Annotated in this window: 20 protein-coding genes; all 20 read right to left on the bottom strand. The window is 48.7% G+C overall.

Annotated features, from left to right (window positions below; genetic code table 11):
- Window positions 1-9: 9 nt before the first annotated feature.
- A complete protein-coding gene (locus T360_RS0113355; protein ID WP_028913224.1) occupies window positions 10-2,418 on the bottom strand; it encodes a hypothetical protein in 2,409 nt (802 codons plus the stop codon).
- A 68-nt stretch (window positions 2,419-2,486) separates the two neighbouring features.
- Window positions 2,487-3,902, bottom strand: coding sequence for a hypothetical protein (locus T360_RS0113360; RefSeq protein ID WP_155949577.1), 1,416 nt, complete (start codon window positions 3,900-3,902; stop codon window positions 2,487-2,489).
- Window positions 3,903-3,918: 16 nt separating this feature from the next.
- Window positions 3,919-6,477, bottom strand: a complete 2,559-nt coding sequence (locus tag T360_RS0113365) for a fimbrillin family protein (protein ID WP_155949578.1) — start codon at window positions 6,475-6,477, stop codon at window positions 3,919-3,921.
- Window positions 6,478-6,486: 9 nt separating this feature from the next.
- Entirely contained in the window at window positions 6,487-7,524 is a 1,038-nt protein-coding gene (locus T360_RS0113370) for a fimbrillin family protein (protein ID WP_197019322.1), read from the bottom strand.
- 59 nt (window positions 7,525-7,583) lie between these two features.
- Window positions 7,584-9,335 (bottom strand): fimbrillin family protein, encoded by a 1,752-nt coding sequence (locus tag T360_RS0113375; RefSeq protein ID WP_081772814.1) that lies wholly within the window; start codon window positions 9,333-9,335, stop codon window positions 7,584-7,586.
- Window positions 9,336-9,352: 17 nt separating this feature from the next.
- A complete protein-coding gene (locus T360_RS0113380) occupies window positions 9,353-11,449 on the bottom strand; it encodes a fimbrillin family protein (RefSeq protein WP_028913229.1) in 2,097 nt (698 codons plus the stop codon).
- 9 nt (window positions 11,450-11,458) lie between these two features.
- A complete protein-coding gene (locus T360_RS0113385; RefSeq protein WP_028913230.1) occupies window positions 11,459-13,609 on the bottom strand; it encodes a fimbrillin family protein in 2,151 nt (716 codons plus the stop codon).
- Window positions 13,610-13,650: 41 nt separating this feature from the next.
- Window positions 13,651-14,808, bottom strand: a complete 1,158-nt coding sequence (locus T360_RS0113390; protein WP_155949580.1) for a fimbrillin family protein — start codon at window positions 14,806-14,808, stop codon at window positions 13,651-13,653.
- Complete coding sequence (locus tag T360_RS0113395; protein ID WP_028913232.1) at window positions 14,792-15,856, bottom strand: fimbrillin family protein; 1,065 nt, start codon at window positions 15,854-15,856, stop codon at window positions 14,792-14,794. Before T360_RS0113395 ends, T360_RS0113390 begins: the two co-directional genes overlap by 17 nt.
- A gap of 28 nt (window positions 15,857-15,884) precedes the next feature.
- Entirely contained in the window at window positions 15,885-17,051 is a 1,167-nt protein-coding gene (locus T360_RS0113400) for a hypothetical protein (RefSeq protein ID WP_155949585.1), read from the bottom strand.
- Complete coding sequence (locus tag T360_RS0113405) at window positions 17,048-18,379, bottom strand: DUF3575 domain-containing protein (protein WP_028913234.1); 1,332 nt, start codon at window positions 18,377-18,379, stop codon at window positions 17,048-17,050. The genes T360_RS0113400 and T360_RS0113405 overlap by 4 nt, the downstream gene beginning before the upstream one ends.
- Window positions 18,380-18,613: 234 nt before the next feature.
- Entirely contained in the window at window positions 18,614-19,585 is a 972-nt protein-coding gene (locus tag T360_RS0113410) for a F0F1 ATP synthase subunit gamma (protein WP_028913235.1), read from the bottom strand.
- Between the two features lie 6 nt (window positions 19,586-19,591).
- Entirely contained in the window at window positions 19,592-21,178 is a 1,587-nt protein-coding gene (gene atpA, locus T360_RS0113415; protein WP_028913236.1) for a F0F1 ATP synthase subunit alpha, read from the bottom strand.
- A gap of 6 nt (window positions 21,179-21,184) precedes the next feature.
- The gene (locus T360_RS0113420; protein WP_028913237.1) at window positions 21,185-21,721 is read right to left on the bottom strand and encodes a F0F1 ATP synthase subunit delta; all 537 of its coding nucleotides are present in this window, start codon (window positions 21,719-21,721) and stop codon (window positions 21,185-21,187) included.
- A gap of 11 nt (window positions 21,722-21,732) precedes the next feature.
- Window positions 21,733-22,248: a F0F1 ATP synthase subunit B gene (gene atpF, locus T360_RS0113425; protein WP_028913238.1), complete on the bottom strand. Its 516-nt coding sequence runs from the start codon at window positions 22,246-22,248 to the stop codon at window positions 21,733-21,735.
- Window positions 22,249-22,287: 39 nt separating this feature from the next.
- Entirely contained in the window at window positions 22,288-22,530 is a 243-nt protein-coding gene (gene atpE, locus T360_RS0113430) for an ATP synthase F0 subunit C (protein WP_028913239.1), read from the bottom strand.
- 86 nt (window positions 22,531-22,616) lie between these two features.
- Window positions 22,617-23,672, bottom strand: coding sequence for a F0F1 ATP synthase subunit A (atpB, locus tag T360_RS0113435; protein WP_028913240.1), 1,056 nt, complete (start codon window positions 23,670-23,672; stop codon window positions 22,617-22,619).
- 6 nt (window positions 23,673-23,678) lie between these two features.
- Entirely contained in the window at window positions 23,679-24,071 is a 393-nt protein-coding gene (locus T360_RS0113440; RefSeq protein ID WP_028913241.1) for a hypothetical protein, read from the bottom strand.
- Window positions 24,072-24,084: 13 nt separating this feature from the next.
- Complete coding sequence (gene atpC / locus T360_RS0113445) at window positions 24,085-24,327, bottom strand: ATP synthase F1 subunit epsilon (protein WP_028913242.1); 243 nt, start codon at window positions 24,325-24,327, stop codon at window positions 24,085-24,087.
- A gap of 25 nt (window positions 24,328-24,352) precedes the next feature.
- Window positions 24,353-25,879 carry a F0F1 ATP synthase subunit beta gene (gene atpD, locus T360_RS0113450; RefSeq protein WP_028913243.1) on the bottom strand — a complete coding sequence of 509 codons (1,527 nt, stop codon included), beginning with the start codon at window positions 25,877-25,879 and terminating at the stop codon, window positions 24,353-24,355.
- Window positions 25,880-25,953 lie beyond the last annotated feature (74 nt).

Consider the following 25,953-nt stretch of genomic DNA (forward strand, 5'->3'; position numbering starts at 1 on the left):
TTCAACTTTTCAACTCTTCAATTCTGGATATCGGTTTGCAAAGCCTTCGCTTTTCATCTCATACTTCATCTGACAGGGAACCAGCTTGCCAATGGCAGATGTGTTATACGCTTCGATGCCCTGGTTCATCGCTTTCCAGGGAGCTATGCCATACATCTCGCTGAGCTGAGTGGCAGAGAGCTTCTTCTTGTCAACCTCAGGGTTGATCATATAGTCGTTCTTTGCCTTGAGCACATGCGACTTGGCTCCACGCACATACAGATCGTAATCGTAGGTGGCAGCAGAACCGCCCACGGCAACAGCACCTGGCGAGAGCTCGGTATCATAATAGTTGTACTTAAAGCCGTTCTTGGCTGTAGTGCCTGAGCCTAACAGCGCACCTGCATCTTTAGCGATGCCAGCAGCTGCCTGCATGCAACCTATCATAGTGAGATTGCTAGCCGAACCTACCAGAGCTCCTGTAGCTTCGCCCACATGGATGCAGCCCACCACATGACTGGTGCCATTCAGCTTGGTGGCAATGGCGTTCTTACTGCTGGGGCAACGCATAGAAATGCCTGCGATACGACAGCCCCAATTAGAAGATGACTTACTGGCTGAAGCTTCGCGGAGCAGATTCACATCGTGGGTGCTCTCTATCTGCAGATTGCTGATGGCGCCATCCATCACATAGTGGAACAGATAGCCATCAGGCAGATAAACATGACTGAGCTTATGGCCCTGACCATTAAACTGTCCGCGGAAGGGATAATCCTTCTGGGTAGCCACGCCGGGCAACTGCCAATCCACAAGGTCGAGATCGGCAGCAAGTTTCACCATAAATCGGTTGCCCGAAATCTCATCATAGAAATTGTAAGGGCCATCCACGCACATCTCCTCGGCATAGGCACCATTGGTAGATACACTCTTATGGAAGATGGGATAGAACTTATAGCCCATATTCTGCGCCTCGGTACGGGTGTATTTGCGGAGCTCACCGTTCTCATCCTTATCACCCTCGATGGTCCACCAGTAGCTGTTGATGCCATCGATGGTTATAGTCTTTCCATCCTCATCCTTACGCAATTCGCCACGGGTAATCTTGGGCAGATTCAGGGCCGTACCATTACACAGGCGCATGAAGGTAACAAACTGTGCAGGCGTCGTGAGCAGAAACTCGGGATTGAATGTCACACTATTATCCTGCATCGACTTCTCAATAGCAGCTTGGAAGCCATCTATCCACCACTGGAAGTCGAGTTCGGCATCGGCTCGGGTATCATCGTCGGCAGAGGTCTCGGCCAACGGGTGTTCCGTCCAGGCGAAACTGTCGGCAGCGGTGATGGTGAGGCTGTCGTACTGATAACCCACACTGAAGCTATAGCTATAGCCTGGGCGCAGGGTGATACCATCCTTAAAGGGGTTATTGCCCTGCTTATTCTTAATCTCGCTCAGCGTGGCATAGTGAAACTTATCGCCACCATCGCCACGCAGATACACACGGAAACGAGTGCAGGCGGGCAGCACCAGACTGCTACCGGCACTCTCCTTACTCATATCAACAGGAATGGCCATGAGATACTGGCAACCGTTGTTATTGCGGAACGAAGGATGCTGCACAGTTTTGCGGATGGAAGCAGAATCAAGCTTACCATACTTAACCACACCTTCTGTGTTAGCCTCCAACGCATTGAGATCTGCGGAGTTCTGATACAGATCCTGCGTCATCGCTGTGAGCAGGAAGGTCGAATCATCCACACCGGCTGGCACGCACATCTTATTAAATACAGCCATCACGTCGGCGTAATCTTTTTCTAGAACGTAATCGCTGCTATTGGTACAAAGCTCCACCTTGCTGAACTCATTGCCAGGCTTGCAGGTCAAGGCAATACGACAAGCAATGTGGCGCATGGTGAGGGGGATATTCTGCGTGGGACCTGATACGGTAACCCAGTCGCTCACGGTAAAGTCGGGATAGAAGCTACTGCGGATGGCATCTGGAGTAGTGCCCGACATGCAGCCCGACAGATTGCTGCGGCCCCAGGCACGGAAACGCACGGTGCGACCGTTCTCCCACGTAAGCGAATCGGCAGCAGTCTGAACTATAGGGGTGCTGCCTGGGGCATCCGACTTGAGTCTGCCGGCTTTCGGCAACCAGTCGGAACCTAGCGACAGCGAGTTGCCTGCAGCATAGTTCACCTTACGATAATAGGTGCGGAAGATTTCGCCATCGGCATCAAACTTGGTGATATCGTTATCAGTGGCATACTGGCGGAAGATGCGCAACTCGTCGCCCTCATTAAATGAGCCATCGGCATTATAGGTGGTACGGGTGACAAACGGACTGGCCATAGTGGCACTGAAGTTAACCCCCTGCCCTATCAACTCTTGCTGCTCGGGAGCCAACTGCCACAGCTCATCATCCGCACTACAAGCCATGAGTGCAACCCCCGCCACCAAATATATAATTCGCTTAATATTCATCATCAATTGTCAATTATCAATTACTAGTAGGTCGGTATTTCTGGCATGTGAACCACCTTGCCGCTGGCATCTTCGCAATTCTCTACATGACCTGTAAGCTGGTCGTTAGATACCTGGAACAGGCGTCCGCCCGCTATCTTGGTGTTCACCACTTCGGCCTGCCAACCGCTACCAATGCTGCTGAAGAGCCAGTTGCGCTCTGCTTTAACGTTTTTCAGCGTGATGGTATGGTCGAGGGCATCCAGATGACCAGTAAACACAAAGTTGGCAGGGAACTGGTTTACATCAATCTCGATATCAGAATGCAGAATGAAATAGCTACCGTGGAGATTGCCATTAGTCGTAGCCTGCTTCAGCTTATTAATCCATTCGGCTGTAGATATATACTGATGTCCCTGATACGTCTCACCATCCTTATTGGCATACTCAACATTATCATTGGTGAAAGCGCGCTGCCAACTGCTGCCTGCTTTTGAGAGAGCATGACCGCCAGGATTATCCACACCATAATAGTCGTCGCTACCAGCCACCTCTTTCCACAGGCGCGAACCGGCACTGGTATAGTCGATGCGCTCTGGGGTTACACGCAGATAAACCACCGTCTCGTTGTTGGCATTCAGGTCGAACTTGAAATGCTTCTCATACTCCAGTCCATTGGCCAACTTGAGTTCAAAATCGATGGCGTTCTCAAAATTCTCGCCAGCGGCTTCTGTGGGATCTGGTTCATCATACATCACCGAGTCCTTATGGGTGTAGGTAGGGCGCACTATGAGGTCGTAGCAGGGTGCCTCAGTAAAGCCTTTGGCCTGCTCTACGTTCTCTTCTATCTTTTGTACACCAAGATAATTAGGCGTAACCTTACGCGCCTTCTGCCACACAGGTTGGCCATTGGCCACATTCTTCAATGTCTGCACATTGCAGAAGTGCAACTCACTGATTTCAGTTTGCATCGAGGTGTCTATCAGCACATAGGCCATCACACGGGCCAGACGGTGCTGCAGGGGGATGGTGATGCTACCCACAGTGGCGGCAATCTTGGTGGCAGGCGGTGTGGCAGTATAATGACTCAGGTCGGCATAAGTATGCTCCCCTTCAGTCTTCAAGCCATCGGGCACATAGGCACCCTCGAAGATATGGGCACCATTGCCCAACCACTTGGCGGGCTCTCCTTCGGCAGTCAAACTATAGTTGCCGGCATCTTCCAGCTTCAGCTTCACCTGCTGCTTTGTGGCATCGCCAGTCTGATAATAACTCAGGTTCAAGCCTTGCTTCAAAGCTTCACTCAACCACCCCATGCCCTCATCGGTAGCGGCAGCACGCGTCACACCACCCACATGGATGATGCTAGCACTATCCTCGACAGTGGCAACCTGCTCGTCGTGCGTGCAAGCCGTCACCATCGCAAAGCCCATCAGTAAATATTTATATGTTACTTTCATTTTCAATTCTTCAATTTTACTCCCTCGGAGTAACTCCGTTTCTCTTACCAATCACGGCATCCTGAGAAGAGCCCTGATATTTAGCCACACCCTTGGCGGGCTTGCCATCCAGATTGTTTGGCCACCAGTTACCCTGGCAGTCCTTAGTAGCATTCTCACCATTCTCCAGCATCGCATAGCCTAAGATACCACCATGATAAGCATCCTCGGGATCGATAATATAGCTGCTGCAGAAACTGGTGCAGTCGGTAATCGTAACCTGGGGCGCTTCACCACTCCATGAAGATACACCACCCACGATACCACCATAATAGATGATTTTGGCACTCATGATATCTGGAGATAGTTTGAGATAGCTGCTTTTATGGAACACGCACTGCGAGATGGTGGCCAAAGAAGCGGTTGACACGATGCCACCGGCATACTTCAACTCGTTTGATACTTCATCTGGCTTTGATACCCACGCACGGATATCGGCAGTAACTTCGCAACGGTTCACCTTGGCGCCACCAGCTGCCCAAACCACCAAACCTGCTGGGTTTGAGGCCTGGATATAAGTATTGGGAGCCATCGTCACCTGGATATCGCTCAACTCGGCCTGAGAGCCAGCCACAGCGTAAGCCAGTGGGGCCATATGGTCCTTGTCACCATTAATATTCTTAGCAATCAGACTTTTGTTGACATGCACCTTCAAATCATGCACACTGCCCGAAATTGTATAGAAGATACGGGCTGAGGTGGCTATCTGTTTGCCATTGCCATCCAAATCGTATTTAATTTCGCCAGGAATAGTATCTGTTAGGCTGATATCCTTGGCCAGACGATAACGATTGCCTGCAGCGTTATGTCCGCTGCTAGCAGAAAGCAAGAGTTCTGCGTTGCTATCGATGATACCCGTATAGCGGTTGGCAGTAACATTCTTCATGCTCAGGTCGTCGGCAACTGTGGGCCAGGCATTGCCATCGGCAGAAAGACTACCCTGGGCTGCGCCTACGATATTCTTATGCGTTGCGGGATTCTGCGACAGGGTGATACCGTACTCGAAAGTGTTGTTGATTACAGAGCCATTGGCCAGACCAACAATACCGCCACCAGCATTGCCGCCCTTCACGCTGTTGGTAACCAGACAGCCATCGATAAGGGCCTGCTTCTCGGTGGAAGAGAGCGACTGGGCAGCGATACCACCTACGTATAGTGTGCCATCAGCACCATTAACAGCTAAGGCCGACTGACACTTGGCTATCACACCGCCATTTTTTTTCACCAAGCCCGCCACAGTGGCGTGAGCATCCTGATCGGCGGCTTCCACCTTCACATCCTCTATCGTACCACCGTTGGTATCGGCAATGGCAGCATCCACAGTGCCAGCAATCTTCACCGTACCATTCTGCAAGTTGCCTGTGCTGGCAATACTTTTCAGGAAGCGCTCACTGCCCGTAAGCGTCCAACCGCCCAAGTTAAGCGTACTCTTCAGATCGGATGTTGATGCCCAAGAAGTCAGAGTGATATCGTTGACCACCATTGCCACATTGCCTGGCTTGTTCTGTTTTTCGTCGGCAAGGAAGTTATACAACTCATCGCGCGTCGTAATATATATTGGATCACCCGCATTGCCATAGTCGTCGCAGATAGTGGTGTAAACATCCTCAGTCCAGTCCTCTATATAGGCCGTCATGTACACCTCGCGACTGTTGCGGCCCAGCGTCACGGTGATAGTGAGATGCTGTCCGGCCTGCAGATTGTAGCGCTCGGGACTTGTCTTATAAGCCGCATCATTGGTGGCAGAGAACGAGTAGTTCTGGCCTGAAAGACTAATCTTGGTAATGAGTTCTGATTCAGCATTCGAGCGATAGTCGTGCGGCTCTACGATGGCGTCATAGCGGGTGGTACTATCCTCATCGTTCCAGATGCCAGTGGCCAGCGGGTTGATGGCAAGCTGCTCAACACCATTAGCACCATCTGTATACGAATAGATATGGGTGGTGATATCCCTTTGGGCAGCAGAATAGCGAAGTGCCTTAGCACTCACACCCTCGCCTGCCTTCAGAATGATGGTGATGAGCGCACGCTTGTGATTCATCGTCAGCGGAATAACCTTATCCGAATATAATCCTTTCCATTCCTGAGCACTATAGCATGTTTCTCCACTGCCGCCTTCCAAGCGGTCTTGTTGCAACCACTGTGTTTTGGTGCTCTGATCGGGGTTCAGCGTTTCGGATCCTGCATGAGCCCTGAAGCCATACCGCACCGTTGTGCTGTGCCAATAGAGAGGTTTCACAGCTTTTAACTCTCCACCTTCCTCGCCAACGGTGTAGGTGCCGTCAGCGCCTTCTTGTGCGCCATCCACTTTATACATGCCAATGGTGAACGTGTAGCCCTCGCTCAGCGCCTCAGTAGAGGCAGCACGCGTCAGACCTCTCATCTGCATCTCAGCCGAGAAACTTATCTCGTCGCCCGCTTCTATATCACCAGCCAGCAACTGCTGGATGGTCTCACGGCAACCAGTCAGTCCGCACACCATGCAGACAGCCAGCAGCCATTGCCAAAGTATTGATATATGATGATTACTATTCATTATTTGGTGCTAATTATTAACTGTGGTATCAATCGTGCCATCCGTTTTATACTCAGTCTTATCTTCAGTCCATGGGGTGATTTCTGCTTTCACCTGAGCTATCAGACTGCGGCGCAACTCGATATTATAGATGTATTTCTTGCCACTCTGTAAGTTCTTATGCGCATCGTCGAGACCTTGGTAGGTGGCCACATGCTGCAAAGATGAACCTTCCTCAGATTCGTGCCAGGTGATGCGGATGCCTAACAATCGACCGAAGGCTATACCCTCGAACGACTTAAGATAACCAGTAGGAGCCGTATCACGCAAAAACAACTCGAAGGCATTATTCAAAGGGGCTGGCTCAAAACTGGCAGCAGGCACTGTGCCATCAGGAGTTATGTCGTAAGTAACATATCCCCTATTAGTTACGCCTATCAACTCCACTTTCTCTATATGCTCTTTCTGAATGTTTGCCGACTCATTTTGTGAGCCCTTCAGATTGACCTGTATCTGCGAAAACTGGTGGTGAAAGAAGAGGCTGACGCGGTTGGCCTCGCTGGTTGCACCAACAGGACTCATCGTGGTGACGGCCAGTAGCGGGTCGGGCTGCTCGGCCATCGAATTCTTGCTACCACGAGTCAGGTCGAAGGCCACTTTCTCGCCTACTTTGAAATTGGGCATAGAAGTGAGCTGGTTGTTATCCGTTAATGCCAGGAACACATGGTTCAGACGGTTCTGCCAATAGAAGGTGCTATCCTTCTGCTGATAAGCAGCATTGCCATAGTCATTATCCACCTTCATAAGGGCCGATGACATGTTGACATCCCTAACAAGCGGATTGGCATCTGAATAGTACTTCGAATCATTATTATCACTAGCACCTGCGTGAAAGAACATGGCGCAGGCGAACTGGCTGTTTTGGGGCATATAGGATGCCGAGGCTGCTCGGGTGAGCGCCCTATTCACATTGCCAGCCGAAAAGAGTACGGGCATCAGTCCTTTAGACTGCTGTCCATCGTCGTACGCTTCCTGCTCAGCAGAACAACCTGCCAATAGCAATGCCACGATTAAATATATGTTATAACAAAATTTCACTTCTTAACTCTCAACTCTCAACTCTAAACTCAGTCCCAATCCAGCGATGCGTTGCCACTGCCAGACTTCGGATCCCAAGGCTCAATCTTGGCACTGAATTTCACCGCTTCCTTCTCTACATAGATGGTGTAAGTATAGCTATTGCCACTCTCCCACTTGTCGATATTTGTGATGCCTTTCAGCGCCAGCGAATAGCTAGTACCATCCTCCCAAGTGATAACAATTCTGGATGTCTCAGCGATAGTCTGTGGCACCATGAAGGTTTCGCCTGAGATAGTTACCACGCCCGACTTGCTACCAGCAGCAACGGAACCAGTAGCAACAGAGATGCTGCCATCGGTTGTGATAGCAGTCATTGTGACGGTAGCACCCGTCAGATCAACAGCTTTGGCTGCGTCATCTTCCGAAGTTTTAAGCACTACCTGAACCTTACTCATCGCATGACTGAACGTCAGGGGAACAGTACCAGTACGGGGTGCGATAGCCTCATCACCACTAGTGCCCCAGAGCACATCCTTGCCCTGAGCCACGCTGGTATCATCAGTACCACTCAACGCACGGAAGTAATAGCTATTACGGCCGTTGGGCCAGTAGATGGCGGGCGAGTTATTAAACTTGCTGCCATCGTATGTGGCTGTTGTAGCATAATCATAATCAGCAGCATCAGATTTCTTCCAATACAAACGGAACTTATCACCATCCTTCAGACTTGCATCATTGGTGTCGATAGTTTTAACATCATTAGCAAACTGAATTTCGCCTGTGCCTGTAGCACTCACGTCAGACCAACCTGACAAGGTTGCAGTAACAGCAACAGCCTGCTTGTTCAGCGTTACGGTGAGCTTGTAGTTCACACCGCTCCGACTCTTGCCTCCGGTGAGACCAGTAGCCCAAGATGTAAGCATGCTTTCTGATACCATCACCTTATAGTTATTGCCATCCATCTCAATAGTAGCCAACTGCTGCTCATTCCCATTAAGCGCAGTATTAGGCACCACAACGGCCTCGAAAGCACGACATGGCTTATTGTCGGTGGTAGTAGAGGTAGCATTGCCATGCATCTTTACTTCAGTGGTTTCCTCGGCAGTAACCTTAGCTGTAGGCGCTGTGAAAGTGCCCTTCAGGTTCATGCCATGCAGCGTGACTGTAGCAGTCGTCAAATCATCTGTCTTAAAGCCATCACCAGCCACAACTACCACAGTAAACTTACTCATAGCGTGGGTATAAGGCACATTGATAGTACCATGCGCATCCTTAGCATGTTGATACTCAACAGGATTCTGCTCATCCGACCACAGCAGGTCGTATGGTTTGATGCCTGCAGTTTGGTCTGCGCCAGTTTCCCAGCTAAGCACACCAGTTTCTTCAATCAGCTGGCCATCAGTTACGGTTGCCCCATTATAGCAATAGCCGTAATACGACTGCAGTGCATGCCCTGGAGTGTGCAGGTCTTTTGAACCATCATCTGTAGCTTGGCTAAAGTCATCCCAATACAATGCCTTGGTGGGCTGGTTGTTTTTGATTGTTACCAAACTAGCTTGAACGCTTGTGCGGCCTGTACCCTCTACATACACGTGGCGCACATAGCTCAACAACTCGTCTGTAGTCTCGATCGTATTATCGTAAGCGCGCGTCAGAGGGCGTTCAGTAGAGAGACTGGTAGCAAAACGGAGTGGCAGACGTTCATCTGTCGTCGAATCGCTGTTTGCAGCCTCATCACTTGCACAGCTTGCCAGCATCAGGGCTGATATCGGGAGTAATATATAATGCTTAATATTCATATCAATCCATTCTTTATTTAGAACCACACTTCTTCGCTAGCCTCAACGGTTTTCCAGTCAGTGAGCGAGGCTGTGGCAGTAATCTGCGTTTTGGTGATGTTTAGGTTATACACGTAATGCACGCCCGACTGCCAAGCATCAGTTGCTTTAGCAGCATCAGTAGAGCCCACAACTTTCACCTTAATCGGAGCCACATCGGCATAGTAAACACTCTTCTTGGTTTTCTGAGCATCAGCATATACCGTAATCTTGAACTGCACCTTATTGCTATCGCCATTCACCAGTGTTTGTGGGATAATCACACCGTGATAGTTATTCCCTGATGTATAAGGCAAAGTGAAAGTACCCTCCTCCGTAACCACCGCAGAACGATCCTTCAGCAGGATTTTACCTTTGGTGCCCACATTCACCAGCTGAACTTCAGCATTGGCCAAATCCACTTCAGCATTAGAGTCACCAGACTTCGAAGTAAGATTCACCTCCACCTGACTCATCATATAGCGGAAGTTGAGGTTGATAGCCGAAGTGCGGGCGCAGATACCAGCCGTGCGCATATCCACCTGAGTATGCTCTGGGTTGCCGCACAATGCTTCGGCAGAGAACTCTGGCATACCAATCATCAAATTGCTGGGGAAAGAGTTAGAAGCATAACCTCCATTTGACACCTCAACATACTTACAGCTTTTATCTACTTTTTCTGTAGGATAAACGCCACGCAGATGGTAATGGGTGTTGTGGTCGGGCCAATACAATGGGTTAGTCGTGCTCCAATCAATAGAGCCACCAGCCTTGATGAAAGGCTGTGCACCACAAATATAGCTTCCTTCTAAGTTCTCACTATACCAGAAATCAAACTCACGATCAAAGTCTGTAGGTATCTCACCATCCTTCTCACCAACAACAGCATCGACATTGATTAATGGCTGAGTTTCCTCAGAGTTGACATCCTTCCAAGCGGAAACAGTAGCTGTGGTAAAGATGCCAGTCTTGTTGAGAGTGACATTAATAATATAATTATGACCAGCTTTTGTCGTGTAGTCTGTATTGGCATCATTTGCCAACATAGCTGCACGAATCTGATCAGCCTTGATATAATATACATTATCATCAGCCTGGATTACAGCAATAACAGCATCTTTGGCGAATGGCGTACTAGGATAAACGATGGCCTGCTCAATGACGGTATAAGTTGTGTCGGTTGTGCTGGTGACACCTGCTATTACAGCAGCTTTAGTGCCATCATTTGTTGCTGCAGCATTAGCGATGCTTACCGTACCCTTTGTCAGCGCATAATCATTACTTGAAGTACTGATATCTTCAAGTTTGCGCGCATTAGTCAGAGTAACTGTCGGAGCATTCTCAAACTTATAATTGGTATCACCCACAGAACCTTTGGTAAAGCCTACACCAGCCTTGATGTTGAAAGTGATTTTGCTTAGAGGATGCTTGAAAATCAACTTCTTGGCATCGGCGTTGTCTCTTTCTGCAAACTTATAGGCAGTGAGATTGTTAGACACGAGAATATCTTTTGCAAGCAGCTTCTTGCTATTGACCTCGGTCTTGCCATTAGCATCTACTGTGGTCCACGATAATGATGTCCAATCAGCAACCTCGGGAGCCTCGGTATTACCATCTACTGCTACAGCGAGAACTGATAAGCCTTTGTCTTTGTTCAGATTGCCTCCTGCATCTTTATTGTCAGGGTCGCCTGTGCCGTAGTCGTCCCAGTAGAGGGTTTGACCTTCATCGTAATTCAAAGTGTTGACAGCAGTCTCCGAAGCCTCTGTTTTGCAAGTAGCCTGCTTGGTAACAAGGCCGTTTGTTTCTTCAATACGCTTCCACATGCCATCCACTTTGAGGCGGAGCTGGGTACCACCCTGCAGAGCGTAATAGCCTTCGCTTGCAGCAGGAGTCTGAGTCTGGTTATTTTCGTCAGCTGCACGCGTGAATGCACGGCGGGCTGGTGAACCCTCTACCCCAACGGTAAAGTCGATGGGCCCATCAACAGTGCGGTCGAAAGTATCCCAAAAGTCCTCACTTGTACATGACCCAAAGGCCAGCACAAGCGAGGCAATTAACAATTTATGAAATGAAATAAATGTATATCGCTTCATTACTAAGAATTAATCTTCAAGAGAAATATTCTTGTTATCTGCTGTTACGTCAGTCCATCCCTCAACGGTACAGGTAATCTTATCGATACCAGCCTTCTTCAGTGTAAAGGTATAGGTATAGGTGTGACCGGGGAACCAACGTTTGATGGCTGAACCCTGAGTCTGACTCTTAACGTTGCTTACTGTCGAGGCTGTAATCTCGCTCAGCTTCTTAACGATATAATACTGGTTGTTATCTGCTGTAACAATCGTGATGCCAACATAATCATCATCTGTTGCATTCGTTGTAGCACGTACGAGAGCCTGAGGAACAATAGCATAGGTAAACTCTGTACCCTCATTATTACCTGTCATCTCCTGCTGTGCGGTTACATTACCAGTAGGTGTCACAAGACCTGTACCCATCAGCACATTACCTGTAGTATGAAGCTTAGTGATGTAAACTTTAGCACCAGCAAGGGTTACCTTGTCATTGCCATCAGTTGTCTGAAGCTTAACGGTGATATTACTCATCATGTGCTGGTCGGTGATATTAATCTTAGCATTAGTAGCACCAATAGCACTTGAAAGACAATCAGTATAACCATTAGTTACATTATATACGGGCTCATTGGTCATAGGAGCACCCCAGTGAGGATCTGTAGAGGCTACTGGGCCTGCTTCAATTATAAAGTAGTCTGCTACACTATTATCTGTATCACTTGTACCCTCAATAGTTATACCTTCATTTACCGTACGGAAGTGATAGTAAGCCTTATTGCTTTCGAAATACCAGTTGGTGCTCCAACTACCATCTGTGTTCTCTGCCAAGGTAGCAGCATCGGTATAATTGCCATTCCATTTCTTGCCTACATAAGTGTCGGTGATCTCATCACTTTCATCCAAGACACGATAAAGAGTGAAATCAGTGCTCTTCTTACCAGAATTTGAATCATAAATACCATCCAAAGTGATACGAGCATTAGAAGGTGTAAACTCTTCTGCATTAACGTCAGACCATGGCTGTACAACTGCTGTTACATTGATAATATTGGTCTTCTTAACTGTAATAGTGAAGTTATAGTTCAGCCCCTGCTCCATTGTTACCTCACTAGCATCCTTCTTTGTCATACCTGTAGCATCCTTCAAAGCATCGTACATCTGCTGCTGAGTGATGAAATACTGGTTATCATCGATGGTAAAGGTGAGCATGTTTGTTGTTGATGTAGCGCTGATTACGTAATCAGGCAGAATCTGTGCCATCAACGTATAAACTGCACCTGTTGCAGCTTTCTGTTTTTGATACATCGAAACTATATCACCAAGAGATCGGTTAGACCATGTACCATTAGTCAGGTCCAAATCACCAGAAACGGGTACATTCAGAATCTTAACGCTAGTTCCATTGGTAAACTCAAACGCACCAGTAGTTGGATATCCATCGCCCTTTTTCAGGTTCACAGTGATGCGGCTCAAAGCATGATTAAACATCAGATGTCCCTTATCAAACTTACCAGGGCCATCTGTCTCTGTAGCAGTCTGAAGGCGGAACTGCATTCTACCATCAGAAAGACTGGTGTTATCGTTTGGATATTTATTCTGAGTAAAGTCATACTGATATACGCCACCAGTACCACCGTCTTTAATATTATTACTGTAAGTAAGGTCTTCATCATCAAGAGTGGTTGATGTCTGAGTAGTAGAAATCTTCCAGCTTATCTTCTCATTCTCAGTAGTCTCAGTAAACCATGTATCTGTTCCTGCAGTCAATTTCTCCTCTAAAGACTTTTCGTCGTTTTTAATATCGTCTTTGTTGGGTACTGCAATAGCAAAAACAGACAGATTAGCTGCACGTCCGTAGGCATCATCCCAGTAACGCACGTAAGCGCCATCTACTGTAATTGAAGAATAATCTTTGCCCGATGCGGCTGCTGCAGTAGCTACCGTACGAGTATAGCGGTTAGCCTTGCCTGTAGCTTCACTCTTAATGCGCATAGCGATTTTTGTGATGTCAGTAAAACCAGCACGAGTCAATGCTCTACGTTGTTCTTCTACTGAAAACGAAATGGCGGTTTTGCCATTGGGATCGACGGGGGTGTCGAAGTCGGTTTCATTTGTGCTGGTACATGCGGTGGCCACGAATGCAGTGGCAAAGACTAGTGGATAAAGTAGATTCTTCATTTTGATTTTCAATTCTTTCTTTAAGTATTATTTCTTATGATTTATTTTTCAAGATTGGTATCGATATTAGCGCCTTCTACATCTGTCCATGGGGACAACTGGGCACTAAACTCGATGGTAAGCGGACTGAGGTCGCTAATGTTAATATAATAGGTGTATATATTGTTCGGCGCCCAATCGAAGGAACTATCTCCGTTTTTTACAACGATAGGAATATCGCTATAAGGGGTGCTGTTGATGTCGAACGATATCATCAGCTTAACACCCTTCTGAGGTATCTGCAGCAGACCTTTATCGTTGTCGCTTCCATCACTACCTGCAAAATAAGCATGATCCTTATCGGTGGCCGTGATCAAATCTTTAGTATGAGCTTTATCTGTTTGAAGCAGAAGCTTATCGGCATCGGTTGATGCTTTTGTCTGTTCTGTAAACTCACCATTAAATATGTCAGCAGTGGAGGCAGTATAGCCTTTTGCAGCTATTACGAAATTGTCTGAAACGACTTTAACCTTGACATTGGAAAGGTTGAAGTTGCTTGACGCAAGCTGCGTATTACTGCTATATATACCAAAGCGCACCTTCGACATGATATGGCGGAAAGGCAAAGCCACACGGTCAGCCGTAGAGTAAGAAGCCGCTGCCACATAGTAGGGCTCTTTCACATCGTCGCGTGTTTCATTATTGCAGGTTTGATAATAAAAGGGTTCTGAGATGACTAACTGATCTTTTGATAATTCAAAATTCTTGATGTTACCATGCGCTGGGCAGGGACTGATGGCATAGAACTGATAAGGGAAAGCAGACTGGTCCCAATAGCGCTGCACCTGGTCTTGCCAGAAGCCATCTGGCGTATCGCCCTTTTTACCTACATAGCCCCAACTTGACTGATTCTCCCATTGATCTGTTCTATATTTCACCTCGTATCTGTCCATCACCGTAAGCTTGCTGCTACCCTTAAAGCAGCTTACGAGAAAGCCTTGCGCTAAAGTTTTAGAACCTTGCCCTTCAGCGCGAGTGGCGGCAGCGCGAGTGAGAGGTACATCAACCGCAGCCTGACCAAACTGCATAGGAATCTGCTCCAGAGGATCCTCAACCTCATGGACAGTTGTATCAGAAGAACATGCCAAAAGGCTGGCGCACAAAAGTGCGCCAACCATCCAGCATGATATAGAGTTTAAACGATTAAATATTTGTATCACTTGGATCAAGAGTTGCTGCTTCGTAATCTACGATAGTAGGAGTATCAAATACAATAGGACTAAGAGCCGTATCTGTAATTGTGAAATTATAAGTGTAAGCCGTGTTTGACTTCCACTCTAACTGATTAGCTGGAATAGTCACTGTAGCATCATTAACTACAATCTCCTCTTTATTATCATCAGCAATCAGCTTGTAAGACACGTGGAGAGTGAAAGTGTTAGTTGCCTTCTCTGGCTGAATTACTGCATAGTATGTAGTTGACGATGCTTTATATGTAGCATCGGCCCCCTCAGGAAGGTTTCCGGAAAAGATATCAAACTCCAAATTATCTGGAGAAGAACCTGCTGTAGATGTATTAACAGTAGGTTTATCTGGATTGTCATAATTGATTGTTACACTCGCTGTAGTATTATATGTTCCAGTAGGTTCAAGCACAACACCTTTACCTGATTCAACATTAAGAAGCTGAACTTTATAACCATCGATATTCTCACGGAAGGCAATATTTACCTTTGCACCAACGTGCTTGAACGTAAGGGGCACTTTTTTACCATAACCATTTTTCTTATCTACTGATTTACCAGCATAGATTACATCATTTTTAGCCTCGTAACCTGCAGTTGAAGAAACGGTGATAGTTTTGTTTTTTTCATCAAACTTTGTTCCAGAAACATAAGGTGCATAAGCATAGAAGTTTGTGCTATCAGTAGAATAATCCCAATAACGGGTAACCTGACCTTCAACTTTACCTACATAATCCCAACTTGCTGGAGTCTCTCCTGCTGCAGCTGTATGAGCAACTTTGTAGTTATCCATTACCAGCTCTGGAGTTGCACCTTCACCGCTCTTTACCTTATAGGCAAATACTCCGAAATCCTCGTAACCATTCTCGTTAAGGTCATCTACCGCACGGGTGATGTTACGCTGGCCTACGTTGAAGGCGATGGGGGCCTCGTTGGTTACAGGCGAATCGCCTACGAGCGAATCGCTGCTACAGCTGGCAAGGGCCAAGACTGCTACTGCACAAAATAAATTTGTTTTCATCATTTGTTTTTGTTTTGTTAATATAAAGGTATCAAATATCTATTTCCCATTGTACTTCATCATAATCCTCGATCGTGGGGATGAACAAACTGCCACCTCCATCGCCACTCTGCTCGGGCGGCGTGAGCTTGGAGCAATCAATCTTCACAGTGATAATACCGCCATGAGACTGAGCTTGCAACTGACTGGTGACATCGGCCTGATAAGTGACGGTCTCACCATTGTTCCAAACCATATCGTAATAGATGATGTTATTAAGCGACGCACGGTTGCCCCTGTAGTCAGAGCCCGAACGCTGGTAAGGCTCGTTGTCGCAGAGTCCGAATGTGGTGAGCTTTCCGCCAAACACATCGCAACGCTGACCATCAACCATGATGTCGGGCTTCATACGGGTGTTGAAATATACCAACGTGGGGCGGCTGCTGGTATGACCGGTGTTGATATTGGTGCTGGCAGCCATCGACGAGATGGCAGCATTGCCGTTGACTCCCTTGATGCGGTGGTCGTCATTATTGTAAAGAATGAACTGCACCAGGTAGATATACACCAGAGGCTGCAACTGAGCCTCGATATGCTTGATATACACATTCTCTACAGGGTCGTAGTCGTAATCTTTCAAATCTGAAGATATATACACATTCTCAGAATAAGCTCCATAGAAAATCTCTGGCTGATTGAGAATGCCAATAGGTGCATCGCCATTATCACTGCTTGCACGGCTGGCCTCGACGATACTGCGCGAGATGCCTCGGGTGCCCGTGGTGGTGGCGATAACAGAGTCGCCTTCTTCCTTAATTACCAAAACCTGCGTGCCGTCCTTAGAGTCGATATTACTGTAGAACAGCATATCGTAATAACCAAACTGGAAGTAACGACGGAAGCGGTTGGTGTCGATGGTGAACATATCCACATCGGTGTGTGGCGCCAAGGGATTATCACCTTTATAATAACGATAAACTTCGTAGCTGCTGGGATGAGGATAGGCAATGCCGCCCCAGATGGAGTCGTCCTTCAAATCCCAACCATAAACCCACTCGTGCTCTAACTGCACCTCGTGGTCCCAAATAAGCTCTAACTCTGTTTGTGCCACCTGCAGATCAACGGCCAACTCCTGACCGGGCAGATGCAAGGGGGGCTCAATGCATGATACGAAGCCCAGCATGGTGGCTATTATATATATAAGGTGTAAACGTTTCATCGGGCGGCCTCCTTTCGCTGCTTGCGGTAAATAATATCATAGGTGATGTGCAAACCGGCATTGGTGGGGCCGAACCAGAGGAACTGGTGGTTGCGCTTCTTAAAGTCGCTCACATTGCCATGATAGTCGTAATAGTATTTGCCATCTATCTTGCCACTATTGCCCCACACATAGGGATCGTAACGGGTGATGAACATGCCGAAATTGGCTGTCAGCTCCAAGCGCAGATTGCCTCGCTTGGTGAGATTCCAGCTGTGACCCAAGCCGATGCCAGCACCTCCACCCTCGCCTTCCCAGCCTTTGGACTCGCTAAAGCCGATGCCATACATCATGCCCTGCAGATAGGCATCTACGAAGGTACCGATGAACTGGCCCTGCCCCTTGAAATAGCGGCGAAGCTCTAACTGCACATCACGAATCTGGAAGAACTTATGCGTATCCCAATGGCGATGATTGTGGAACGTGAATCCGGCATTAAACGTGTAGTGGCCCGACAGCGGATAGTACTCCAGCTGGATATTGCCTCCTGGCGCGAAACCAAACTGGGGCACATACAGGAAATCGTGCAGCAGATTGGTGCGAATGGCTATCAGGTGGCGGCGCGAACGTGGCTGAACAGCAGTGGTATCGGTCACAGACAGTGGCAGATACGCATCCAGACCTGGCACCTTGAGCATATCGGTAGTTGACATGAGGTTGCACTTGGGGAGTGGCATGTGCTCAGGATTAACCATATACCAGAGCACCATGCGACTTTGGCGCAGCGTGGGGAAATACGTCTTCAGCAGGCGCTTCCAAGTGGTGCCGCCATTCAGCGCCATCAGCTTGGATTTGCACAGGCGCTCATCACCCCCGCAGGCATCCCAGATGGCCTTCACTTGATGGTATTCGGCATCGCCGGCCAGCTGCATCAGTCTCACCAGATAAGCATAGTCTTCAGTTACAAACTTCGAGTTGATAGGCTGATGAGCAATGGTCTGATCGAGGTTGCTACTCAGGAAATCAATCAAGCGATAGGTGCGACGACGACTCAACCATACGTTGTTGTCGTAAGGACCTTCGGGCGAAGCGGCTCCCTTCACAAACACCTCACGCAGAATGAGATTGTGCTTCTTGAGCCAGGGAACAAGACTGTCGTTATAAAGCGAGACAAATGGATCAGACGAAGGAATCTCAGTACGATTGACCTGGAATCTGACACCATGCGCTATCTCATCAAACAGCGAATCGGTGATCAGTGGCGGTGTGGTAACGATGGAGTCGGAAACAAAGACAAAGGGGTATTTGGGCAGTTGCCTATAGAGCGACGCATCAGGCTTCTGAGCCAACACAGATGTTTGGGCCAGAAGTACGAATAAAACACACCAAAAGTGTTTCAGTAGACTTTTGTTTATTCGTTGCACTTTAATTTTCTAAATAATTTTTCAATACCTGTTGTTCAAACTGAATGCAAAGGTACAAATTATCTCGAAAACGACAAAAACCGGAAGTGTACGTTTAACGTTATTTAAGCAAAAAAAGAAAGAAGTTTGCGCTAATGTTGCGCAAACTTCCATTTCTTGTTAGTTGTTCACCGAACCGCCCACAATATCAAGCAGTTCGGAGGTAATAGCTTGCTGACGACTCTTGTTGTACTGCAGATTCAGTTGGCGAAGCAGTTCGTCGGCATTATCCGTAGCCGTCTGCATGGCCACCATACGGGCGGCATGCTCGGAGGCATTACTATCAAGCAAGGCTGTGTAAAGCATCAGGTGAGCCAACTTTGGCATCAGCTGCGAAAGCACGGTGTTCATGTCGGGCTCTACGATAAAGTTATCGTTGAGCGGCTTCACATCATCCTGCTTCTGCTCAGCCTCGCGCTCTCCACGCTTCTTCAGATACTCCTGCGACTCGCGGGTGGCTATCGTAGAAGTGAGGTCGCGCTCATGGTCGGCCTGCAACTCGCTCTCCACATCGATAGGCAGGAACGTCTTGCGCGTAAGCACCTGCGAACCTGCACTCTTGAAGTGGTGGTAGATAAGTTCTACCTTGTCTATTTCGCCTGCGGCAAACTTACGGCCCAGTTCCATCGCTATCTCGATGCACTGCTGCACGTTGGGATGATCGGCCAGAGCCGAATAATCACCCTGAACGTTGAGCCCCATCTTACGTGCCTTCTCATACACCTTGCGACCAATGGGATAAATCTCCACATTGTCGCGACCGATAGTGGCATCATACTCATCTACAGCATGCGCCATGAGCTTGATGGTGTTGGCATTGAAACCGCCACAGAGCGACGAGTTGCTGCTGAACACCACCAGCGCAGCGCGCTTCACAGGGCGCACCTGGTCGAAGATGGTCTGTGCCTCTGCCTCGGCTGCGAGAAACGACTTGAGGATGTGCTCCAACAGCTCTTCGTAAGGTAGCATATTCTGAATAGCCACCTGGGCATGATGCAGCTTGCTGGAGGCAACCATCTTCATAGCCGACGTAATCTTTCGCGTGGAATTGACTGAGGCTATGCGGCCTTTAATTTCTTTCAGGCTAGGCATAGGCTATCAGGCTTTATACGTTCCAGCAATGTCGGCCATTACAGCCTCGATAGTTGCGGTGGTAGCATCGTCGATCTTACCACTGGCCAGGGTCTCGATAACCTCAGGATGGGCAGAGCGCAACTTATCGAGGAATGAAGTCTGGCACTCACGCACCTTATTGATAGGCACCTGACGCATCAGACCATGCACACCACAATAGAGGATGGCAATCTGCTCGCCTACTGGCATAGGACTGTACTGAGGCTGAATCAAGAGCTGATTGTTCTTACGTCCACGATCCAGTGTCATCGCTGTCACAGCATCCATATCGCTCGAGAACTTAGAGAAGGCCTCAAGCTCACGATACTGAGCCTGGTCGATCTTCAGTGTACCAGCCACCTTCTTCATACTCTTGATCTGAGCCGAACCACCCACACGAGATACGGAGATACCTACGTTGATGGCAGGACGGAAACCTTGGTTGAAGAGGTCGCTCTCTAGGAAGATCTGACCGTCGGTGATAGAGATCACGTTGGTTGGGATGTAAGCCGACACGTCGCCAGCCTGGGTCTCGATGATAGGCAGAGCGGTGAGCGAACCACCACCCTTCACATGGCCCTTCATACACTCAGGCAGGTCGTTCATCTGCTCAGCCACCTCCTGCTGTTCGTTCATCTTGGCAGCACGCTCCAAAAGGCGTGAGTGCAGATAGAACACGTCACCAGGATAAGCCTCACGTCCTGAAGGACGGCGCAGAATCAGTGACACCTCACGATAAGCGACTGCCTGCTTCGACAGGTCGTCATATACCACGAGTGCTGGCAGACCGCGGTCGCGGAAATACTCGCCGATGGCAGCACCAGCAAATGGTGCATAATACTGCATGGCAGCAGGATCGGCAGCTGTAGCAGCCACTACGATGGTGTAAGGCATGGCACCATGCTCCTGCAGTGTAGAAACGAGCGCAGCAACGGTACTGGCCTTCTGACCAATGGCTACATAGATGCAATATACGGGCTTGCCGGCCTCATAGAAACTCTTCTGATTGATGATGGTATCGACAGCAATGGCGGTCTTACCCGTCTGGCGGTCGCCGATAATGAGCTCGCGCTGACCACGACCGATAGGAATCATTGAGTCGATGGCCTTCAATCCTGTCTGCAGTGGCTCCTTAACGGGCTGGCGATAGATAACACCAGGGGCTTTTCGATCCAGAGGCATCTCAAATGCATCTGTAAGGTCGATATCACCCTTACCGTCGATAGCCTGTCCGAGCGGATTGATGACACGTCCCAGCATGTTGTCGTTGACACGGATAGAAGCGATGCGCTTGGTGCGCTTCACTACCATGCCCTCCTTGATGCCCGAGGTAGTGCCCAGAAGCACGCAACCTACGTTGTCTTCCTCGAGGTTCATCACGATAGCCATCGTACCGTTCTCAAACTCCAACAGCTCGTTAGCCTCGGCATTGCGCAGACCGTAGATACGTGCCACACCGTCACTGACGGTAAGAACAGTACCCACCTCGTCGAACTTCTCGGCATCAGAAATGCCCTTCAGCTGGTCGAGCAGTACTTGGGATACTTCGCTTGGTTTAATTTTATCTGACATTGTTGTTTACTTTTTTAATGTATTGAGAATACTGTTGAGTTTGGTTTTGACGCTGGCGTCCATACGATAGGTATCGTATTCCAGGATAAAACCACCGATGATGTCGGGGTTCACCTGCGACTCAAACTCTACTGTTCCATTAGTCTTACTCTCCACCATGCGGCGCATCTTCTGTTCTGTTTCAGGCGACACGGCAGCAGCGGTGATGAGACGTCCGCGGATGACATTCTTCTGCTGGCGGTAAAGCGTGACGTACGAATTGGCGATGAACTGCATCACATTCTCGCGGTCTTCCTTCAGCACAAGCTGTATGAAGGCCTTCATCAGATCGGAAGGCTGCTGGCCTGCTGCCGTGAGCAGCAGGGCCTCCTTCTTATCTTTCGAGAGCATCGGATTGTCAATCGTGGAGCGCAACTGTGGTACCTCGATGTAGCTCTTAGCTATCTGCTGCATCTCGGCATACACCTGCTGCTCTATCTTGGCGTCGGTAGCACTCTTCAGGAGCGCTCGCGCGTATCTTACCGATATGACTCCTATATCCATACGTACATGATTTATTTATCAGTGGAAACATCATCCAGCATGCGGTCGATCAAATCCATCTGGGCTTTATCGTCTTTCAGGCTCTGCTTGAGAACCTTCTCGGCGATGCCAACGCTGAGTGCGGCAACCTGCTGACGGATATCGGCGATAGCGGCCTTCTTCTCCTGGTCGATAGCCACACGGGCATCTTCCAGCAGTCGGGCACCTTCGGCTCTCGCCTTCTCCTGAGCCTGCTCCACAATAGCGTCGCGCGTCTCGGCAGCCTCTTTCAATATCTGAGCCTGCTTGGCGCGAGCCTCCTGCAAGATGGATTCTCCCTCCTTCTCGATGTTTGCCAGGCGCTCTTGGGCCTCGTGGGCCTTCTTGAGACTGTCTTCGATGTAGCGGTTTCGCTCTTCCACCATACCTACGATGGCAGGGAAGCCAAACTTGGCCAGAACGAAGAAGACTACGGCAAACGCCAGAAGCATCCAGAACAGAAGTCCCAGATCGGGGGTGAGAATTGCTGGCAGTTTACTGAAATCCATTTTTTAATTTTTATTTTTTATTTTTTTATTCTTTTCCCCTTACTTGATAAGGAATGCACAAGCTGCAATAGCGAAAAGGGCACAACCCTCAACGAATGCAGATGTCAGAATCATGTTTGTCTGGATCTTACCAGTAGCCTCTGGCTGACGGGCGATAGCATCCATGGCGCTGCCACCAATCTTACCAATACCCAAACCTGCACCAATTGTTGCAATACCTGCACCGATACCGCAGCCCAGCTGAGCCAGACCCTCGGCTAAAAATAAAGCTGAAATCATAATACTTTTAATTTTTAATTATTAATAATGTTGTTTTCTATTCGAATTATTTGAATTCTATAACTTTTCAATTTTTACTATTTTACATTTTACTCAGCATGGTGCTCCTTGTGGGCAAGCCCGATAAACACCGCACTAAGCATAGTAAATACGTAGGCCTGAACAAACGCTACCAGCAACTCGAGTGCATTCATAAACAGAAGCATGATGATGCTGAAAGCATTGAGTCCGAGACCGAATCCTACGCCCATCGACCAACCGAGGAAAATCACACAGGTGAACGAGAGTATCACAGCGTGACCAGCCATCATGTTGGCAAAAAGACGAATCATCAGCGCGAAAGGCTTTGTGAACACTCCGAACAGCTCGATGAGCGGCATGACAGGAGCGGGATAGGCCTTGAGGAACAGAGGTACCTCGGGCCAGAAAATCTCCTTCCAGTACTCCTTATTGGCAAAGATGTTGATGGCCAACATGGTGCACACCGCCAAGAAGAAGGTGATGTTGATGTTGCCCGTAACGTTAGCGCCACCAGGGAATACAGGTATCAATCCGATGAGATTACATGTAAGGATGAAGAAGAACACTGTGAGCAGGTAAGGCGCATACGGTTTGTAGTGCTTCTCACCTATCGACGACTTGATGAGGTCGTCGTGAATGGTCATCACAATCATCTCCATCGCTCCTACAAATCCCTTCGGAGCCTCGCTCTTCGCATCGTGATTCTTATACCAGCGGGCACAACTCAGGAATACTGTAATCAGCACAGCCACCACGATCCATATCTGCAGTACACTCTTGGTGATGCTCAGGTCGAGGGGGCGCACCTCTTCGCCTCCCACACGCTCATAAATTTTGCCGTGATGTTCCTCGCTGAAGAAGAACTGTTCGGGCAGACTGTGAGCGGTACAGAAGAACCACTTTTGTCCTGGATTATCGCTCGCGCTACGAAGGATGATGGGCAGCGGAATGCTGATATGACTACCCTGATAGCTGGCGATATGCCATTCGTAAGAGTCGGCCAAGTGCTCCAACACAATCTCTGGGATGTCGAGCTCCTCGCCTTCTCCACCCTCGTTAGCGAGGGCAGGCACAGGCAGCAAGGCTACCATCATCAGGAGGATTATCGTTTTAATTGTTTTCATTACTACTTATCTATTATTAATTCTGGCGAAGAAGATGGAATGGTGGGCAAGCATTGCAAAATAGAACGCTATAAACACCATGAAGAAACGAAGCATAGAGTCCTGAGTATCAACCAGATAATAGACAAACATCACTGCCAGAGCCAATAGCATGCGGAAGCCCGACACCGCTGTAAAGAAGGTGGGCAGGCTCTCAGCAGAGCGCTGGGCTACACGGCGCCATATCAGGGCGATGGCCACGCATACCACGAGCGAGAACACCACACTGACAATGACGGGCGCAAGCAAGTCGAGATACTTCACCTGCATCACCAACAGGGCGATGAGCGCCAAGGCTGCTGTCACCATCAGTCCCTGACGAATGTAGGCTATACTCAACTTCTGGATATCCATTGTCATTATTATCTAAAAATTACTTCAGTTCTACACAAAGACTTACCACATTCTTCTGCACCTCCACGAAACCACCTTGTATCTCCAGCTGGGTTTTGCCCTCGGCAGTGGTGAACTCCACTGTGCCGCACTGGAGGGTAGAGATGATAGGTGCGTGATCCTGCAGTATCTCGAACTGGCCCATAGTGCCAGGCACGAGCACGCTCTCAACAGCGCCGTCGAACTCTATCTTTTCGGGAGAAACAATCTTAAGCTGCAACATAAACTTTAATGTTTAATCTTTAATGTTACGCTTTAGCAGCTTCGAGCAGTTTCTTAGCCTTCTCCTTGGCATCTTCGATGGTACCAACATTCAGAAATGCCTGCTCAGGCAGGTCGTCAACCTCACCGTCGAGAATGGCATTGAAGCCCTTGATAGTTTCTTCGATAGGCACCATCACACCAGGCAGACCAGTGAACTGAGATGCTACAGAGAATGGCTGCGACAGGAAGCGCTGTACACGACGTGCGCGGTTCACAGTGAGCTTATCCTCGTCAGAGAGCTCATCCATACCCAGAATAGCAATGATATCCTGAAGCTCCTTGTAGCGCTGCAGAATCTCCTTCACGCGCTGGGCGCAATCGTAGTGAGCCTTACCCACAATCAGTGGATCGAGGATACGTGATGTAGAACCCAGAGGATCAACAGCGGGATAGATACCCAGCTCGGCAATCTTACGGTCGAGCACGGTAGTAGCATCCAGGTGAGTGAAGGTTGTGGCAGGAGCAGGGTCGGTCAAGTCGTCGGCAGGCACATATACAGCCTGTACTGAGGTGATAGAACCAGTCTTGGTAGATGTGATACGCTCCTGCATCGATCCCATCTCAGAAGCCAGTGTAGGCTGATAACCTACGGCTGATGGCATACGACCCAGCAGAGCCGACACCTCAGAACCAGCCTGAGTGAAACGGAAGATATTGTCGATGAAGAACAGGATATCGGCAGCGCCGCCATCCTTACCACCACCATCGCGGAAGCCCTCGGCAACAGTCAGACCTGAGAGCGCTACAGAGGCACGTGCGCCTGGTGGCTCGTTCATCTGGCCATATACCAGTGTGGCCTGAGATTTCTTCAACTCCTCAGGGTCAACGAGACTCAGATCCCACTTACCCTGATCCATCGCCTCGCGGAACTTCTCACCGTAGCGGATAACGCCGCTCTCAATCATCTCGCGAATCAGGTCGTTACCCTCACGAGTACGCTCACCTACGCCAGCGAAGACAGAGAATCCGTTGTGACCCTTGGCAATGTTGTTGATAAGCTCCATGATAAGCACGGTCTTACCTACACCAGCACCACCGAAGAGTCCGATCTTACCACCCTTCATGTAAGGCTCGAGCAGGTCGATAACCTTGATACCTGTGGCCAGGATCTCTTTCTTTGTTGACAACTCCTCGAAAGTAGGAGCCTCGCGGTGGATGGGGTATGCCCCCTGCATATCGAGTTGTTTCATACCGTCGATAGGCTGACCAATCACGTTCAGCATTCGACCCTTAATCTGATCGCCGGCAGGCATCACGATAGGTGAGCCAAGAGGAATAGCCTCCAGTCCGCGATGCAGTCCGTCGGTATTGTCCATAGCCACGCAGCGCACTGTATCCTCGCCGATGTGCTGCTGCACCTCGACAATCAGTTCGCGCCCGTCGCCACGATCAATCTTTAAAGCATCGTAGATTTTAGGTAACACCTTTTCGGCATCCTGGCCCTCGGTATCGAAATAAACGTCGATAACAGGACCGATAATCTGCGAAATGTGTCCAGTAATTTGTGACATACGCTGTTATTCTTTTAAAGTTACTATAGATTTTGAATTTGTAATTTATGCATGCAAAGGTACGTAATAATATC

It is taken from the genome of Prevotella sp. MA2016, from assembly GCF_000619825.1.
GTDB lineage: Bacteria > Bacteroidota > Bacteroidia > Bacteroidales > Bacteroidaceae > Prevotella.

Bases quoted from the DNA above. Each gene is read 5' to 3' on its own strand.
- atpD (WP_028913243.1), bottom strand. From the start codon at position 25,879: ATGTCACAAATTACTGGACACATTTCGCAGATTATCGGTCCTGTTATC.
- T360_RS0113420 (WP_028913237.1), bottom strand. From the start codon at position 21,721: ATGGATATAGGAGTCATATCGGTAAGATACGCGCGAGCGCTCCTGAAG.
- T360_RS0113440 (WP_028913241.1), bottom strand. From the start codon at position 24,071: ATGACAATGGATATCCAGAAGTTGAGTATAGCCTACATTCGTCAGGGA.
- atpB (WP_028913240.1), bottom strand. From the start codon at position 23,672: ATGAAAACAATTAAAACGATAATCCTCCTGATGATGGTAGCCTTGCTG.
- atpC (WP_028913242.1), bottom strand. From the start codon at position 24,327: ATGTTGCAGCTTAAGATTGTTTCTCCCGAAAAGATAGAGTTCGACGGC.
- T360_RS0113355 (WP_028913224.1), bottom strand. From the start codon at position 2,418: ATGGCTTGTAGTGCGGATGATGAGCTGTGGCAGTTGGCTCCCGAGCAG.
- T360_RS0113400 (WP_155949585.1), bottom strand. From the start codon at position 17,051: ATGAAACGTTTACACCTTATATATATAATAGCCACCATGCTGGGCTTC.
- T360_RS0113365 (WP_155949578.1), bottom strand. From the start codon at position 6,477: ATGAATAGTAATCATCATATATCAATACTTTGGCAATGGCTGCTGGCT.
- T360_RS0113380 (WP_028913229.1), bottom strand. From the start codon at position 11,449: ATGAAGCGATATACATTTATTTCATTTCATAAATTGTTAATTGCCTCG.
- atpA (WP_028913236.1), bottom strand. From the start codon at position 21,178: ATGTCAGATAAAATTAAACCAAGCGAAGTATCCCAAGTACTGCTCGAC.
- T360_RS0113410 (WP_028913235.1), bottom strand. From the start codon at position 19,585: ATGCCTAGCCTGAAAGAAATTAAAGGCCGCATAGCCTCAGTCAATTCC.
- T360_RS0113395 (WP_028913232.1), bottom strand. From the start codon at position 15,856: ATGATGAAAACAAATTTATTTTGTGCAGTAGCAGTCTTGGCCCTTGCC.
- T360_RS0113375 (WP_081772814.1), bottom strand. From the start codon at position 9,335: ATGAATATTAAGCATTATATATTACTCCCGATATCAGCCCTGATGCTG.
- atpF (WP_028913238.1), bottom strand. From the start codon at position 22,248: ATGGATTTCAGTAAACTGCCAGCAATTCTCACCCCCGATCTGGGACTT.
- T360_RS0113385 (WP_028913230.1), bottom strand. From the start codon at position 13,609: ATGAAGAATCTACTTTATCCACTAGTCTTTGCCACTGCATTCGTGGCC.
- T360_RS0113360 (WP_155949577.1), bottom strand. From the start codon at position 3,902: ATGAAAGTAACATATAAATATTTACTGATGGGCTTTGCGATGGTGACG.